The following is a 15,169-nucleotide window of genomic DNA, read 5'->3' as shown; positions in this document are numbered from 1 at the left end:
TTAAACAATGACTCTACCGAATGAACTAAATCTGCTTTTCCGGGAATTTCAAAATGGAAATGAAGCAGCTTTTTCAAGAATATACGATCAGTATTATATTCCTTTATCCATCTACGCCCTAAAATATGTAAGTGAGGTCGACGCTCAAGATGTCCTTGCCGATCTATTCATCAGCTTATGGCAAAGACGTTGCGACTTTGGCAATCTGGATGACGTGAAGAGTTACCTATATGTTTCAGTTAAGAATCGTTGTATAAACGTATTAAAGCGCACAAGTGTTCGAACGGAACATCAATCTAAACTGTTAATTGAGTTAGAAACACTGCAAAGTTCCCAAAATGAAATGGAACTGATGCATGCTGAATTGATTAATCAAATTTGGCTAGAAATAGAGAGCCTACCTCCTAAAATGAGAGAAGTTTTTCTTCTGACTTATAGAGACGGAATAAAACCAGCTAGCATTGCGCAAAGACTACAGTTGAGCGTTCAAACCGTGCGAAACCAAAAGCACAGTGCCTTACAACGTTTAAGAGCGATATTTGGAGATAGCATACTCTCCTACATTCTACTGCTTCTCAACAGCCCATCCTTTTTCGTTTCCTCCATCACTAAAAACTAACATCGCCCATTGAAGCAAAATTTAAAAAATAATGCTGAATCCATGGTATGTTTTAGATCTCGCTTGTCTTAACTGAGAAACTCAGATTATAACCAAGATGATGTATCAGCATAAAGACATCGCAAAACTTATCATAAAATCTCTACAATCGGATCTCAGTGAGACCGAACAAGAACTATTGCTGCAATGGTTGGAAGAGTCTCCGGAAAGGAAGGATTGGTTTAACCAGTTAAATGCTAACGAATCTTTCGCCGAAGAAACCATATACATGTTCCAATCTGATCGTATGCAAATAAAGCAAGATCTATATTTGCGGATTTGTAATGAGATTGGATTATCTCCAAAAGTACGCCCACTAAAAAAGAACGGTTCGGCATCCAAATATGCACATTGGTTAAAAATCGCAGCTGTTCTTTTACTTTTCATCAGCCTTTCATATTATGCTTGGAATCACTTTATTGTTATTGTTGAAGAGCCTAGAGCATCGAAAGCACTAAATGAAAAAATTGAACCCGGAACCGACGGTGCGATATTAACACTAGCGGATGGACGGCAGATCGTATTGGATTCTTTGGAGAACAAACGTATAGCACTAGAGGATGGAAGTTTTGCAACACTTCAAAAAAATCAGATAGTATTCCCTAGAGCAAATGAAAACTATACAGAAAACAACATTCATCGTATCAGCACGCCAAGAGGCAGGCAATATAAAGTGATACTCCCCGATGGATCCGTCGCTTGGCTGAATGCCTCGAGCAGTTTAGCGTTTCAAAGCAACTACGCTGAACATAATAGAGATATATCGATTACGGGAGAGGTATTTTTCGATGTCGCAAAAAATAAAAAACATCCATTTCGTGTATTTCTTCCCAACGACAATCAAATTGAAGTGTTAGGGACTTCGTTTAATGTGAGGTCTTATTTAGATGATGACCTTGTAACCACCACACTATTAACTGGATCTCTCCGTTTTTCATCCCCTAATGGCTATAAAATGAATCAACATATCTTAAAGCCGGGCGAACGAGCAACATTTCGAACGAAAGAAAACAATGAATTCAAAATTGAGATGCTAGAAGATCCATCGGTAGAAAAAGCTTGGGTCGATGGACTTTTTAGTTTCGACGGCGCCAGCATAGCTCAGTTAATGAAACAAATTGAACGCTGGTACAACATAGAAGTGATATTCCAAGAAGAAACGCTTCCCCATGTAGATCTTAAAGGTGAGATTACCAGCGATGTTTCTATTGAAGAACTCATCGTCGCACTTAACAAGTTAGGAATTCCATGCCACCTAAAAAACAGGACGCTATACATCAATAAAAACTAAAATTACCAGCCTACAATTATGAAATCCAAACCACCTTAAACAAAAAAACGGAAGTGCTTGCAACACTCCCGTAAATCAGCTTTAGAAGAAACCCTTTATTAATTTCTGTACCTAAAACTTATTACAAGTTATGAAAAAAACCACTAGAAGTGGAAAGTATTTCTGGTATCCCAAACTTTTAAAGTATACCGGAATAATTGATTCGAATTGCCATGTAATTCGACACTTCAGTTTCTCACTTAAAGTCATGAAACTAACCATCTTAATTCTTACTACCTGCTTCTCAGTTGCGTTTTCGAATGGGAAAGCACAATCGCTACTATTCGAAAAGGACAATCTTACTTTAAAAGAATATTTCAAAGAAATTAAAAAGCAAACGGGCTATGTTGTATTCGGGAATAAAACTATTGTAACGAGCGAGGATAAAGTATTGCTTCGGCTCAAAAAGATTGAGTTATCCGACTTATTAACACGATTATCGGAGAAGAATTCTTTTGACTACAAAATTATCGATCGTACTATTTTTGTAGCGAAAAAAACGGTCAAGAGCGATACTCAGGATCAACAGAATAACAACATCTTTCAAAGTGATATTAGACTCATCATTGTCGATAGTTTAAATCACCCGATATCAGGCGCCAATGTTAATCTCGTATCCAATGGGCAATCGAAACCATCCTTCATTGGGAAATCAGACGATAAAGGAATGGTATTATTAAGAGCAAACGCTGGCAATAAAATCAATATTTCTTCTGTGGGATACACTTCCCGGACCCTGACCATAACAGAACAACAGGTAAGCGCAGGAACCTTTAGAGTCCGGTTGACAGCAGTGCAGCACGAGATCGATGAAGTGTCTATTGTTAATACCGGATACCAACAAATTAACAAGGATAGAATGACCGGGTCTTTTTCTTCGGTTACTGCCAAGGACATTGAAAATAGCATGTTCTCTTCGATCGACCAAGCATTAGAAGGTAAGATTGCCGGGCTTTATTCAGCTTCGCCGAGTGGTGAACCAGGGGCGCAGGCGGAAATTCGCATCCGAGGCAACAACTCCATCAATGGAAACAACGAGCCCCTGTGGGTTGTTGATGGCTTACCTCTTCAGGAAGGGGTATCGTCCATACACGATTTAACCTATGGCGTCATCCAACAGTCCATCCTCAATCATGGGGTAGGCAATATCGCTCCCTCAGACATAGAATCGATTACGGTGTTAAAAGACGCCGCTGCAACAGCGATTTATGGAGCAATGGCGGCCAATGGTGTTATCGTCGTCACTACGAAAAGAGGCTCGGAGGGCCCACTGTCTATTAACTACCAAACCAATCAGGCTTATACCCTTGCTCCTAGCATGAACACCTTCGAATTCATGAATGCCGCTGAAAAAATCAACTTCGAGACGGAGTTGATGCGAGAATTTCAGCAACGCGATCAAATTGGTGGTCGTGGCGCTCGGCTTTACGACGATTGGACCAAAGGATTAATGGATGATGCAACCTATTATAAGACCATCGAAGACTTGAGTAAAGTTAATGTCAATTGGTTCGATGAACTTTATCGCCCCTCGCTTTCCCAAAATCATACGGTTTCCATAAGAGCAGGATCACCCAAGTTCTGGTATTATACCTCGCTACGTGCATCGGATGAAAAAGGATCTTTGAAAACTAACAATTTTAATTCAGTATCCTCGAAATCAAATATAGGATTTAAGCCAAAAGAAAATCTGACCATCGATTTAGATATCAACGGATCATACCGGCAGTCGAAAAACCATGGCTCAGCTGTTGATCCATTCAAATATGCGGTTTTTGCGAACCCTTATGAGAAACCATATAACGATGACGGCAGCTATGCAGCTGATCAATCCTGGCTGAGTGATAAGAGCGTATTGAGCATCGGCTATAAATATCCTGAGTTCAATATTTTAAGAGAAATGGACGAAACCTTCTCTACACAAAAGGCTGCGGATATTACTTCCACCCTAAGTGTTCGCTGGAATATCTTAAAATCACTGCGATTGGAAACACTAGGACGCGTAGGATATGCCACCAATAATTCTGAAAATGGCGCCTACCCCGGAACCTATACGTCATTGGTTAACTATTGGGCACCAAAAATATTTGACGCAGGAACGAACCCAGTTGAAGTACCTGCAAAATACAACGACGGTTTTCTGAATGTCAGTAACGGTCAATCCTTATCCTTTTCCGGACGTGCTTCCTTAGCCTACAATACGACAATCAAAGAAGACCATTACGTAGCGGCTTATTTGGGAACGGAAATCCGCAGTTCAGAAGCCAGGAGTAATCGATCCAGATTAGTGAACTACGATCCTGAATATGCTTTTGGAACTTTCCCAGAATTTCCGTGGAATCCCCCTATAACCAGCGACATACAAGCGGCATTAGCGGGTATCGCGAATTATACCTACGGCAATAAAAACAGAGCGGCTAGCTTTTTCGGGACGCTTTCCTACAGCTACAAAGATCGATATGTTGTCAATGGAAATGCGCGATTCGATGGCGCCGGAACCATTGATCCGAAAAACAGATTTACGCCATTGGGTTCTATTAGTGCAAAATGGAATTTGCATAACGAACCATTGATACAAGAGTATTTGCCTTTTATTTCAGAGCTAGGCATCCGCGGAGGGTTTGGATATACCGGAAATATTGATCGTAGCGCACTCCCCTATTCCTGGATCATACTTTCTCCGACAAAATATGATGAAAACTATGCAGCAAGGTATATAAACTATCCAAATCCAAGCATCAAATGGGAAAGAAAGCAAGATCGAAACATCGGTGTTGACTTCGGTTTCTTCAATAACAAATTTGGGGGAAGCTTCAACTACTATGACAATATGGTGTTCGATTTGCTGGGGCCGCAAGAATCTCCGCCCTCTTTCGGAAACCCGCGTTTAGTCATGAATGGCTATAATCTGTCAAACAAAGGTTGGGAACTAAACTTCAACCTGCGTCTGATGACTAAAAGCAATTTCCGCTGGATGTCATCATTCAATATTGGCCATAATACCAACCGTGTTGAAAACTCTAAAGTAAAAGACCCGTTGGGCTTCAATGACCCAGATTATCTAAACAAATGGATTGGATTTACAGCGAACGATATCGAACAATATGCGACTGGCACAACGTTCGGATATCGCTTTGCTGGAGTTAATCCTGATAATGGCGAAGCGATGTTTTACCTATCCGAGCGAGCACGCCGAACCTATGCAAATGCCTTTGGTATCAACCTTGAAGATGCCCCACTGACCTGGGAAGCAAATAACACAGCTCCAGGCGGCGGAATTAGTTATGTAAATTGGTACATGCAATCGCTTGTTGAAATTGGAAATGAACAACCCCAATATCATGGCGGATTCTCTACTACCTTTGGATGGAAATCTTTAGAACTAAGAGCCTCTTTCAGCTATATCGCGGGGCAAACAATTCGCACATTCGATTCGCGTAACTTCGTATACAGCACGACCGGAAGCAATTCAGAGATTTACGGACCCCAGTTTAATGTGCTGAAAACAGCAATTGAGCGATGGCAAGTACCTGGCGATCAAACGGATGTTCCTGCAATCACTAAAAATGCATCTCGATACGTCATGATGTTTACCGACGACCGCTTTCAGCGCTCTGATTATTTAAGTTTAAATGATATATCCCTGTCCTATTCCTTCCCAACAGAAATAACCAAAAAGTTGGGCGTGAAATTTCTCAAAGCAGGATTCATCGCAAACAATATTCATGTATTTACCAAATTCCGAAGTACGGATATCCGTAGTGGGAATGCTTTTGGATATCCGAGAGCACGTAAGTACGCCTTCAATCTACAATTCTCATTCTAAGTAAAAACCAATGAAAAAATACGCAATACTAATTCTAATATCCTGCTTTTTCATCATCGGTTGTAAAAAGTTCCTGGATATCAAACCCATCGGGGCACAGTTCCTCACCGATCTTGACGCTGTAAAAAACACCCTGGGCGCATGGATGTATAATCTGACTAGAAATGGTAAGGCAAGTTCCGTCGCCCACGCGCCAACTCCATGGACGGGATATCAATTTAGCGAAAACAATTCATTTACATCAGCTGTCGACGTTTGGTCATTCGCGAAATGGGATCAGAGTTTAGAAAATCTGTCCGCCTCTCAAAAAATGACGATCGATAGAGGTACGTTCAGGGGCGACTGGTCATGTTACTATGAGCTTATTGGACTGATGAATTTAGTAATCGTCGAAGGTAGCACCGCCAAAGGCGATGAGATTACGAGAGACTACGTTTTGGGAGAAGCATACATTCAACGTGCTTATTACTTTTTAAAACTTTTACAGTACTATGCACCGATTGATGATCCAACGATTGGAATACCAGTTCATCTTCAAATAAATCAATCCATCGAAGAGGCCGACCTGTCGAGGAAGCCGCAATCTATCGTATTTGATCAAATCATAGCGGATATCGATGCCGCGGAACTAAGGATTAACAGAACGGAGCCGAAAAAAGGATATAGTGTTATGTATAATCGGGATTGGATTTATCGGATCGCTTCACAAGCCTATTTATGGAAAGCAAGTTCCGCATTAGGAGAAGTAAAAGACTGGGAAATGGCCGCACGATATGCAAAAAAAGCCATTGACAACCCTTCTCTTCATACAACGACCAAAACCATGCCCTTTGATATGGAAACGCTTGATCAAAAGGTGATGGCCTATCAAGACGACAATGGTAGCTCTGGCTTACATCAAAACGGATATCCAGAAAGTCTGGCTCAGGGAAGCAATACTTATGCTTTTTTGACAAATAAGTTCACCTATAGTATCTCCGTGTGGAACACATTGTATCACGATGGCGACCTCCGAAAGACTGAATGGTTTTTAGACCCCAGCAATTATGAGAAAAACGCTGCGGACATCGTTGAAGATGAAATCGACCCTAGTAGAAAAATCAAAGGAAACCAAGTCTACATCATATTTCGCTTAGCGGAGCAATGGTTAATATATGTCGAAGCCCTAGCCATGACGGGGCAAATTCCAGAAGCACAACAGGCCTTAATCCAATGGCGAACCCTACGGTATAAACAAGAGGTAATACCAACCCTTGATATGCCGCAAACAGCCGAAGCGATACAAAAGGAGGTGTACTTAGAACGAAAAAGAGAGTTTCTCGGCGAATCCGACATCATTTGGCTTGATATGAAGCGATTTCACGTAACAGAAACAAGAACTGTTCAAGATTTCACCGCAACGTTACAGGCGGACGACTTCCGATTCCAGTTTTATATTCCTTCGAATGAAATTAAATACAACCCTGACATGATTTCAAATCCTGGCTGGTCATCACTGTTTTACTAATCAATAAGAAAAGAAATGAACAACAGAATTATATATTACCTGTTCGGCCTTATATTCTTCATTCAGGGATGTAAGCCTGATAAAGAAGACATACGCGAATTAACATACCACATTGACAAAGTTGTTTGTCAAGCAAACAGCAATTTTTTTGTTGCTGACGGAGTTTCGAAATTAGGGTTAGAAGTTAAGCTCTATACGAAAGCTGGAACTTATACCGATATCTATGGAAATACACAAGCGAAATACAAAGAGATTCCTGTAAATCGTTGGAAGACGCATACAATCAAGTTTTTCGACCGAAGTGGAAAGGAATATCCTGCCGACTTCTCCACTAAGGATATCAGCGAACCCTTTATTGACTTCTACGCCGAAGTTGATGGGATAAGATCAACCAAACCCGTATTGCAACTATTAGCTGAATTTCCCGAAACCGGCCAGGGAATAGAGGTCGTCGATGACCCGACATATTTTCGCATGCACGTGAGGCAGGCAGATCCGATGCCTTCAAAAAAAAGGATTCCTGTCGTATTTCATCTTGTCGACGTCGATAAGGCAAAGGAACAGATGCAGGAATTAAACGCTGATGCCGTGTATTTCGTAATCGACTTATACAACAAAGTATTTGGTCGAAAGAACAGCGTGGCATCGAATGGAGCAAATCCGAATATAGAATTTGTTCCAGCCGTTCGAGATCCAAACGGAAGGATATTGCAAGAGGCTGGGATCAATCGAATCTATCTCACAGAATCGCAGAACAAACAAGACTTTAGTATCAACTATGTATTGGAAAATCCTCGCCTTTATTGGGACTGCGAACAATATTTAAACATTTGGATTGTAACGGCAAGTGGATGGGCAAACACCACCGAAGCGAACAGGTATATTCGATCGATCCCCTCCGCCTTCGCAAAAGGCAGTTATGATGCCCAAAAGTTTCCTTTGCCCGCATCTGTCAGCTTATTGGAACTTGAAGGGCAGGCAGCTATCGATTCATGGAAGAAAAAACCGACCTATCTCGAAAATGTAGGCTTGGTGTTCCACAAGAAAAGCGATGGTTTCGCGCAATTATATCCTGATTATGTTTCACAAATGTCTGCTTTCCTCGGTGTCATTCCAAACGGTTCTGTTAGTGAAACAAAATTCTATTTCGGTAGCCCTAAAACATGGGTTGACGATTATTGCGAAGACACTTTCATATATAATCCTTATTACGCCTCGGCAAGCAAAGGAGGGCTGGCAGGTACTGAAATTGGTAGCTCTAGAATAAAGTATACGGTTAGAATCAACACAAACAAAACCGGAGGAGTGCCAGGATTTCCTTGGATTGAGTATTTCTCTTCCAATACCGGCGAGCAAGGGTCTTTTCAAAGCGTCATCACTCAGGACCAGGCAAGACGTATAGAATGGTCGTTAAATAATGCGATAGGCAGGCAGATGTGGAAAAATGACTACGCCATCCGACCGATTGATAAATAATAAAGAAATACATCATTTAAATAAAAACTCAAATGAAACTTAATCTATCTATATTTTTAATTATCCTTTTCTTTTTTCAATCTGTTCATCATAAAGTTTTTGCACAGGGAATAAATTTTGAAGAATCAGCAAATTTTCGAAGCGCTCTGGATAAAGCCAAAACGGAGAAAAAAATAATCTTTGTCGACTTTCTCACCGACTGGTGCGGCCCATGCAAGCGCATGGCAGCGAATGTATTTACTAGGCCGGAAGTAGGTGAAGTTTTTAATGCGAATTTTATAAACCTAAAAATCGACGCTGAAAAAGGTGAAGGGCCTGAACTAGCAAAAAAATATGGCGTAAGAGCCTACCCAACTATGGCTTTTATTACTTATGATGGCGTATTAATGCACAGTCTTGTTGGATCGAAAACGGCAGAACAGCTAATTCAAGAGGCAGAAAAAACAAGATTTACATTTAAACATGGCGGTCTCAAAAACATGGAATCTGATTTTAGAGATGGCAAGAAAGATCTAGAATTTCTAACAGATTTCTATGCCACGGTTAACGATCCATACCTCAAGTCTGATATTGCTGCACGATATCTTCTCAATCTGCCTGAGACGGATTTCCTAGCAGAAGAAGGTGATCAAATCTATACGAATGAAGAAATGATTCGACAAATTTCGACCTATAACCACAGGGTCTTCAACAGGATGCTGGAATTGATCGTAAAAAAGAAACAGAAGGAGGAAAACTTTTCAAGAAAATTCAGAACAAATATTGTCTTTTCTATTGAATTGACTATGGGCAAAATAATGGATAATCTGATTTACATTGGAGATGACAAAACCTTCCAGCAGGCTCTAGAATTTCATAAACGCTTTAAGGAATCAAAAGTAAGTACCGCAAGTAATGATCAAGATCTTTCCATTTCCAGCGGTCGAGGAATCTTTTTTGCATCTGAAGATTTTCTTCAACTGCAGTATTTATCTGTAAATGACAACAATCGTTCAAAATTCAAACCCTTACTGGAGCGCTACATGACTCAACTCATTTTAACGCATCCATTGGAAGAGGTTGAGGCCCAAGCTAACAAAAAACTCAAGCTGAACCCTTCTATAGCAAATAACGAGACCAATGCCAATCGGCATTTGGAGCAGGCGCTAGGCCGAGGGAATTTGAGCAGTAGAAACATGCTGGCATGGATTGATTATTATTGGCGTATTTCTGATAATAAACTGAGCACAAAGAAAAGAGTCGGCAACTGGTTAAATTACGCCTGCACGCTAAATCCTTTCCAAACTGACATTACGATAAGCGCTAGCCCTATATTAGTCAAGGTAGGCGCCAAGGACAATGCAATTAAACATTTGAATCGATCCATCAATGCTTATTCGCTTTCGAAATACTTCTCGAGAAACCCGACAAAAGCACTGAAAATATTGATAGAGAAAATTGATAACAATAAGATATAACAAAAAAGGCTCGCAATCGCGAGCCTTTTAATTTTCTTAGAAAGTATACCTAACAGAAAATCCGAAGGTATCAAATATTTTAAAGCCTGAGCTTTGCAAGAAGTCAAAGTGCGGCTTGATATCCAAGGAAAGAGCGATCGGTGCGGAAGGGATTTTGTATTCTACCCCTGCAATACCATCCACGCTTAACGCAAGTTCCGAATATTTGTCAAAGCGATTCCCTTTGTCATCAGTATATGCTTTACCGGAATACGAACCAACACTACCACCAAATCCCCAAAACCAAGAGAAGTCGTTCGCGATAGGCATGTGATACTCATACAATCCTACCAAGCGAAATCTACTGTATTTCGAATTACTTTGCACGCTTAAGATTCCCTCGATAGCATTTGTTTGGTTTAAGCTATAACGGTATGTAACACCTGTCGCAGATCCGAAGCGAGCCCCAATAGCATGTGTCGATGGCAATTGTGCCTGCGCGATGTTAATACCCGCAAATACGGTCAAAACCAGAATGAAAGTTAATTGTAATGTTTTCCTCATAAATTATTTATCTATCTAAACGTCCAAATGTAACATTAATTTTTAAACGGTAAAAATGCGACTAAAGTATATCGTGAAGTGTTTATAGTAGTTAGTACTTAGTAGTTAGACCTATGGTAATTGGTCTGAACCAAGAAAGGAAAGATGAAAGGATCGCCAGGATCAGGTCTAAATACCAACTACTCAATACTAAGTACTAGATAAAACACTTACTCTCCCAATTCAAACGCAATGAATAGCGCAATCAAACCCGCTTCCGAAGGGGTTTGATTGGCTTATATAAGGGGAATGGAATGTGAATGAGCAGTCGAAGTTCGCAACTAGTACAATTCTACCTACACCCGGAAAGATAAGGTGATTATCCATAATTTTTATTATCTTATAAATGTGACGATTAATGTTGTGTTAAAAGGAATTAAAAGGATATTGAAGATTTTCAATGAACTGAAATTAGGTATCAGTTAATTTTCAACAATCGTTTCACCACATTGGTTAATACCATGGAACAATTTATCCATATCATTGATTTTAACCAAGATGCATACATAGATAGCATAATTATTACTCTGCCAGCATAGTTTTTAGTCAAAAAAACAATATATTAGTCAGACCTAAATTTTGAGAATTATAAACTGTTATTTAATAAAAGGGAACAACATATGAACAAGTTCAGTAGATTATTCGATATCATTATAAATTACAAGACGGAGTATGCCAAGGACATCATGGTTGCTGGTCGTGCGGGAGATCAATGGCGTACCTTTTCTACGGCGGAATTCGTCGATATAGTTAATAATTTAAGTAAAGGATTGATTGCACGGGGGATCAAGAAAGGCGATCGCGTAGCGATCATGTCGGGAAATCGTCCGGAATGGAACTTTATTGATTTCGCCTGTAACCAGTTGGGTGTTGCCACGGTGCCTTTATACCCTACCCTTTCCAATCAGGATTTGATATACATCATCAATGACGCGGATGTAAAAATGGTGTTTGTTAGTAACGAAGAACTAGCAACAAAGGCTGATTTGGCGATGAAGGAAAACGACATCAATATAGAAACTTATACGTTCGACAAGCTCGAGGGTAGAAAGTATTATATGGAGGTTGCCGACTTAGGCAAAGCGAATGATGTAGATTTAACGCCTTATAACGATGCTGTTGTGGCGGATGATCTATTGACGTTAATCTATACTTCCGGAACTACCGGAAAGCCAAAAGGGGTTTACCTTTCACACGAAAATTTACTGAGCAATGTCCAAGCTTGTAATCACTTGATTACCACTGAATATAAGAAGGCGCTAAGCTTTTTACCACTCTGCCATATATTTGAGCGCATGGTTGTTTACATGTATTTCTCTCGGGGGGTACAGATTTACTATGCTGAAAATCTGGATAATATCGTAGTTGATATCAACGATGTAAAACCGGATTTATTTACCACAGTGCCTCGTGTACTGGAAAAGGTGTATGATAAGGTTGTTGCGAAGGGCAAGGATCTGACCGGGATTAAGAAATCGCTATTCTTCTGGGCTTTGGATTTGGGGCTAAAATATCAGGAGCCAAAGACGAACTCAGCATTCTATAACTTTAAGCTGGGTATTGCGCGCAAATTAATCTTCTCGAAATGGAAAGAGGCCTTGGGTGGCAACATCAAGATTATTATTTCTGGAGGAGCGGCGCTGCAGGAGCGGTTAGCACGTGTATTTTGGGCTGCTGGTATCAAGGTCCTGGAAGGCTATGGTCTTACTGAGACATCTCCTGTTATCGCTGTTAATTCCTGGGATGAAGATGACGTAAAATTCGGTACGGTAGGTCGTGTCTTAAATAACCTGGATGTAAAAATTGCCGAGGACGGCGAGATTATGGTTAAGGGTCCTAGCATCACTAAGGGTTACTACAAAAATGATGAAGCGACGAAAGAGGCCTTTGATAGTAATGGTTACTTTCATACGGGCGATATTGGCGAGCTGACCCCAGACGGTTTCCTACGGATTACGGATCGGAAGAAAGAAATGTTCAAAACAGCAGGTGGTAAATACGTTGCACCGCAGGTGTTGGAGAATAAGTTGATGGAGTCTACACTGATTGCGCAAGTGATGGTAATTGGCGAAAACCAGCGATTCCCTGCAGCATTGATAGTTCCTGCGTTTGAAGAGTTAGAAAAATATTGCAAACATAAAGGTATCCCCTATAGCTCTAAAGAAGAAGCAATTAAGCAAGGTGAAGTTTTAACAAAATATGAGCAAATAATTTCACAAGCAATGGCTAACTTTGGACATTGGGAACAAGTGAAGAAATTTAAATTGCTTTCCAAGGAATGGACCATCGACAACGGAGAGCTAACGCCGAAGTTGAGCCTGAAGCGCAAGGTCATTCTACAGAAAAACGAAGAACTAATCAAAAATATTTATAAGGAATAAGAGCTGCCTATGATAATTACTGTTTGGACCAAACTAAAGGAATTTTGGGGACTATTAGTCAATGCTGTAAATGGTTTTATCGAGGACAATTGCATGAAGCTCAGTGCTTCATTAGCTTATTATACTGTATTTTCTATAGGTCCACTGTTATTGATATTGACGTGGACCTTAGGTTTTTTCTATGGGGAGCATTTGGACGGCACAGTTGGTGCGCGCGAACAGGTGATGGACGAACTGAGCGAGCTCTTCGGACGAGAAATAGCCTCTACCTTGGAATCGACGGTATCCAAGATTTCATTGGACAGTAAGTCGAACATCGGCATCATCATCGGTTCGGCTACTTTAATGTTCACTTCGACGACCATCTTTGTGGATATTCAAAACTCCATCAATACAATCTGGAAAGTAAAACCGAAGCCCAAGAAAGGTTGGCTGAAGCTGATCATCAACCGGCTGATTTCGTTCTCAATGATTTTAGGACTTGTTTTCCTCTTAATGGCGTCGCTGATCGTGAGTAGTTTGATCGGGATTATGACTGATTACTTCAACCAATTTATCCAACATTGGGATATCAGCCTCATCGACATGGTGAATACGAGCATTACATTCTTAGTCATCACGACCCTATTTGGTACCATCTATGCCTTCCTGCCGGATGCGAAAGTTCGATTTAAGGATATTTTGGGAGGAGCTTTGTTTACTTCTTTTCTATTCATGCTCGGCAAGTATGGCATTTCGGTATACTTAAGTCAGAACATGACTGCTTCGTCATACGGAGCTGCAGGATCGATTATTATCTTGTTGGCTTGGGTTTATTACTCTTCGGCAATTCTGTACTTCGGAGCAGAGTTTACGAAGGAATACGCCATCAAATATGGAAAGGGCATCCAACCTTCATCATTTGCGGTGCTGGTGAAGCAGACAGAACTGGAAATAGACCCGGAAACGGGTATCCGCGAGGTGGTTAAGAAACATAATGACCCTGTGCAATAGTGGAAGAAAAAGATAGTATCAAGTACATGCTTTTAGCAGGGCTGTTCTTTGCCTTGATGAACGTATGTGTGAAATATGTCTCTCACATCCCGACGGTCGAAGTGGTTTTCTTTCGATCGGTCTTCAGCTTAGTCGCTTCCTACGTTATTCTCAAGCGTGATAAGATCCCCGTATTTGGGAACAACAAGCCTTTGTTAATCTTGCGTGGCGTAGCGGGCTGTATCGGATTAGTCGGCTCTTTTTACACCTTGCAGCATATTCCGCTGGCCTCTGCAGTTACTATAAATTACCTCTCTCCTTTCTTTACAGCGATATTGGGAATCTTTATTGTAAAACAGCCTGTTAAGCCTATTCGCTATTTATATTTCGGATTGGCAATTGCCGGTGTCATTATGTTGAAAGGCTTCGATCCTCGGATTTCGACCTTAGACTTGGTTATTGGATTAACGGCGGCACTATTCGCTGGGCTAGCGTATAATATCATCTCCAAATTGAAGACCTCCGAGCATCCCTTGGTTATCATCTTCTATTTTCCGCTCATCACCCTTCCTTTTGTCGGCGTATATACGTTAATGCATTGGGAAAACCCACAAGGTTGGGATTGGGCTGTTTTATTGCTAATCGGAATCTTCACGCAGATTGCACAATACTACATGACGCTTTCCTACCAGCGAGCCAATCTTGCCAAAGTCGCCAGTTTAAACTATTTGGGTGTAATCTATGCGTTAGTTTTTGGATATTTCCTGTTTCAGGAAACATTTAGCGAGTATGCCCTATTGGGGATTGCGGTGATTCTAACAGCAGTTATCTTGAATATTCGAAAGTAGCAGAACTTGCTGCTAACACAACAGTAATAACCCTCGATAACGTGTTAATGAGAAATGTAAAAAGGTCCGAAGTAGCCTTCGAACCTTTCTTGCAATGTCTAATATCTAATGTCTGATATCTTATATCTAATC

General features: G+C 40.7%; 10 protein-coding genes. 9 read left to right on the top strand and 1 reads right to left on the bottom strand.

The annotated features are described in order from the left end of the window. Positions 1-7 precede the first annotated feature (7 nt). The 6 genes from QYC40_RS03250 (at position 8) to QYC40_RS03225 (ending at position 10,254) form a co-directional block, all read left to right on the top strand. Positions 8-619 carry an RNA polymerase sigma factor gene (locus QYC40_RS03250; protein ID WP_301992382.1) on the top strand — a complete coding sequence of 204 codons (612 nt, stop codon included), beginning with the start codon at positions 8-10 and terminating at the stop codon, positions 617-619. Positions 620-716: 97 nt separating this feature from the next. Next, the gene (locus QYC40_RS03245; protein ID WP_301992381.1) at positions 717-1,949 is read left to right on the top strand and encodes a FecR family protein; all 1,233 of its coding nucleotides are present in this window, start codon (positions 717-719) and stop codon (positions 1,947-1,949) included. 130 nt (positions 1,950-2,079) lie between these two features. Next, on the top strand, positions 2,080-5,814 hold the full coding sequence (locus tag QYC40_RS03240; RefSeq protein ID WP_301992380.1) for a SusC/RagA family TonB-linked outer membrane protein: 3,735 nt from the start codon (positions 2,080-2,082) through the stop codon (positions 5,812-5,814). A 10-nt stretch (positions 5,815-5,824) separates the two neighbouring features. After that, positions 5,825-7,321, top strand: a complete 1,497-nt coding sequence (locus QYC40_RS03235; RefSeq protein ID WP_301992378.1) for a RagB/SusD family nutrient uptake outer membrane protein — start codon at positions 5,825-5,827, stop codon at positions 7,319-7,321. A gap of 15 nt (positions 7,322-7,336) precedes the next feature. Continuing rightward, complete coding sequence (locus tag QYC40_RS03230; RefSeq protein ID WP_301992377.1) at positions 7,337-8,797, top strand: hypothetical protein; 1,461 nt, start codon at positions 7,337-7,339, stop codon at positions 8,795-8,797. Between the two features lie 32 nt (positions 8,798-8,829). After that, positions 8,830-10,254: a thioredoxin domain-containing protein gene (locus QYC40_RS03225; protein ID WP_301992376.1), complete on the top strand. Its 1,425-nt coding sequence runs from the start codon at positions 8,830-8,832 to the stop codon at positions 10,252-10,254. A 36-nt stretch (positions 10,255-10,290) separates the two neighbouring features. Here the strand turns inward: QYC40_RS03225 and QYC40_RS03220 are convergent, their stop codons facing one another. Further along, positions 10,291-10,797: a hypothetical protein gene (locus QYC40_RS03220; RefSeq protein WP_301992375.1), complete on the bottom strand. Its 507-nt coding sequence runs from the start codon at positions 10,795-10,797 to the stop codon at positions 10,291-10,293. Between the two features lie 659 nt (positions 10,798-11,456). On the opposite strand from QYC40_RS03220, the gene QYC40_RS03215 reads away from it, so the two are divergent. Genes QYC40_RS03215 through QYC40_RS03205 form a run of 3 tightly spaced genes read left to right on the top strand, consistent with a single transcriptional unit; the run spans position 11,457 to position 15,037 of the window. Next, positions 11,457-13,217: a long-chain fatty acid--CoA ligase gene (locus QYC40_RS03215; RefSeq protein WP_301992374.1), complete on the top strand. Its 1,761-nt coding sequence runs from the start codon at positions 11,457-11,459 to the stop codon at positions 13,215-13,217. 9 nt (positions 13,218-13,226) lie between these two features. Beyond that, the gene (locus QYC40_RS03210) at positions 13,227-14,210 is read left to right on the top strand and encodes a YihY/virulence factor BrkB family protein (protein ID WP_301992372.1); all 984 of its coding nucleotides are present in this window, start codon (positions 13,227-13,229) and stop codon (positions 14,208-14,210) included. After that, positions 14,210-15,037, top strand: coding sequence for a DMT family transporter (locus QYC40_RS03205; protein WP_301992371.1), 828 nt, complete (start codon positions 14,210-14,212; stop codon positions 15,035-15,037). Before QYC40_RS03210 ends, QYC40_RS03205 begins: the two co-directional genes overlap by 1 nt. The last annotated feature ends 132 nt before the right edge of the window (positions 15,038-15,169 follow it).

It is taken from the genome of Sphingobacterium sp. BN32 (assembly GCF_030503615.1).
Taxonomy (GTDB): domain Bacteria; phylum Bacteroidota; class Bacteroidia; order Sphingobacteriales; family Sphingobacteriaceae; genus Sphingobacterium.
Note: the sequence above shows the minus strand (reverse complement) of the source record. Positions and strands in the feature narration are given on the sequence as shown.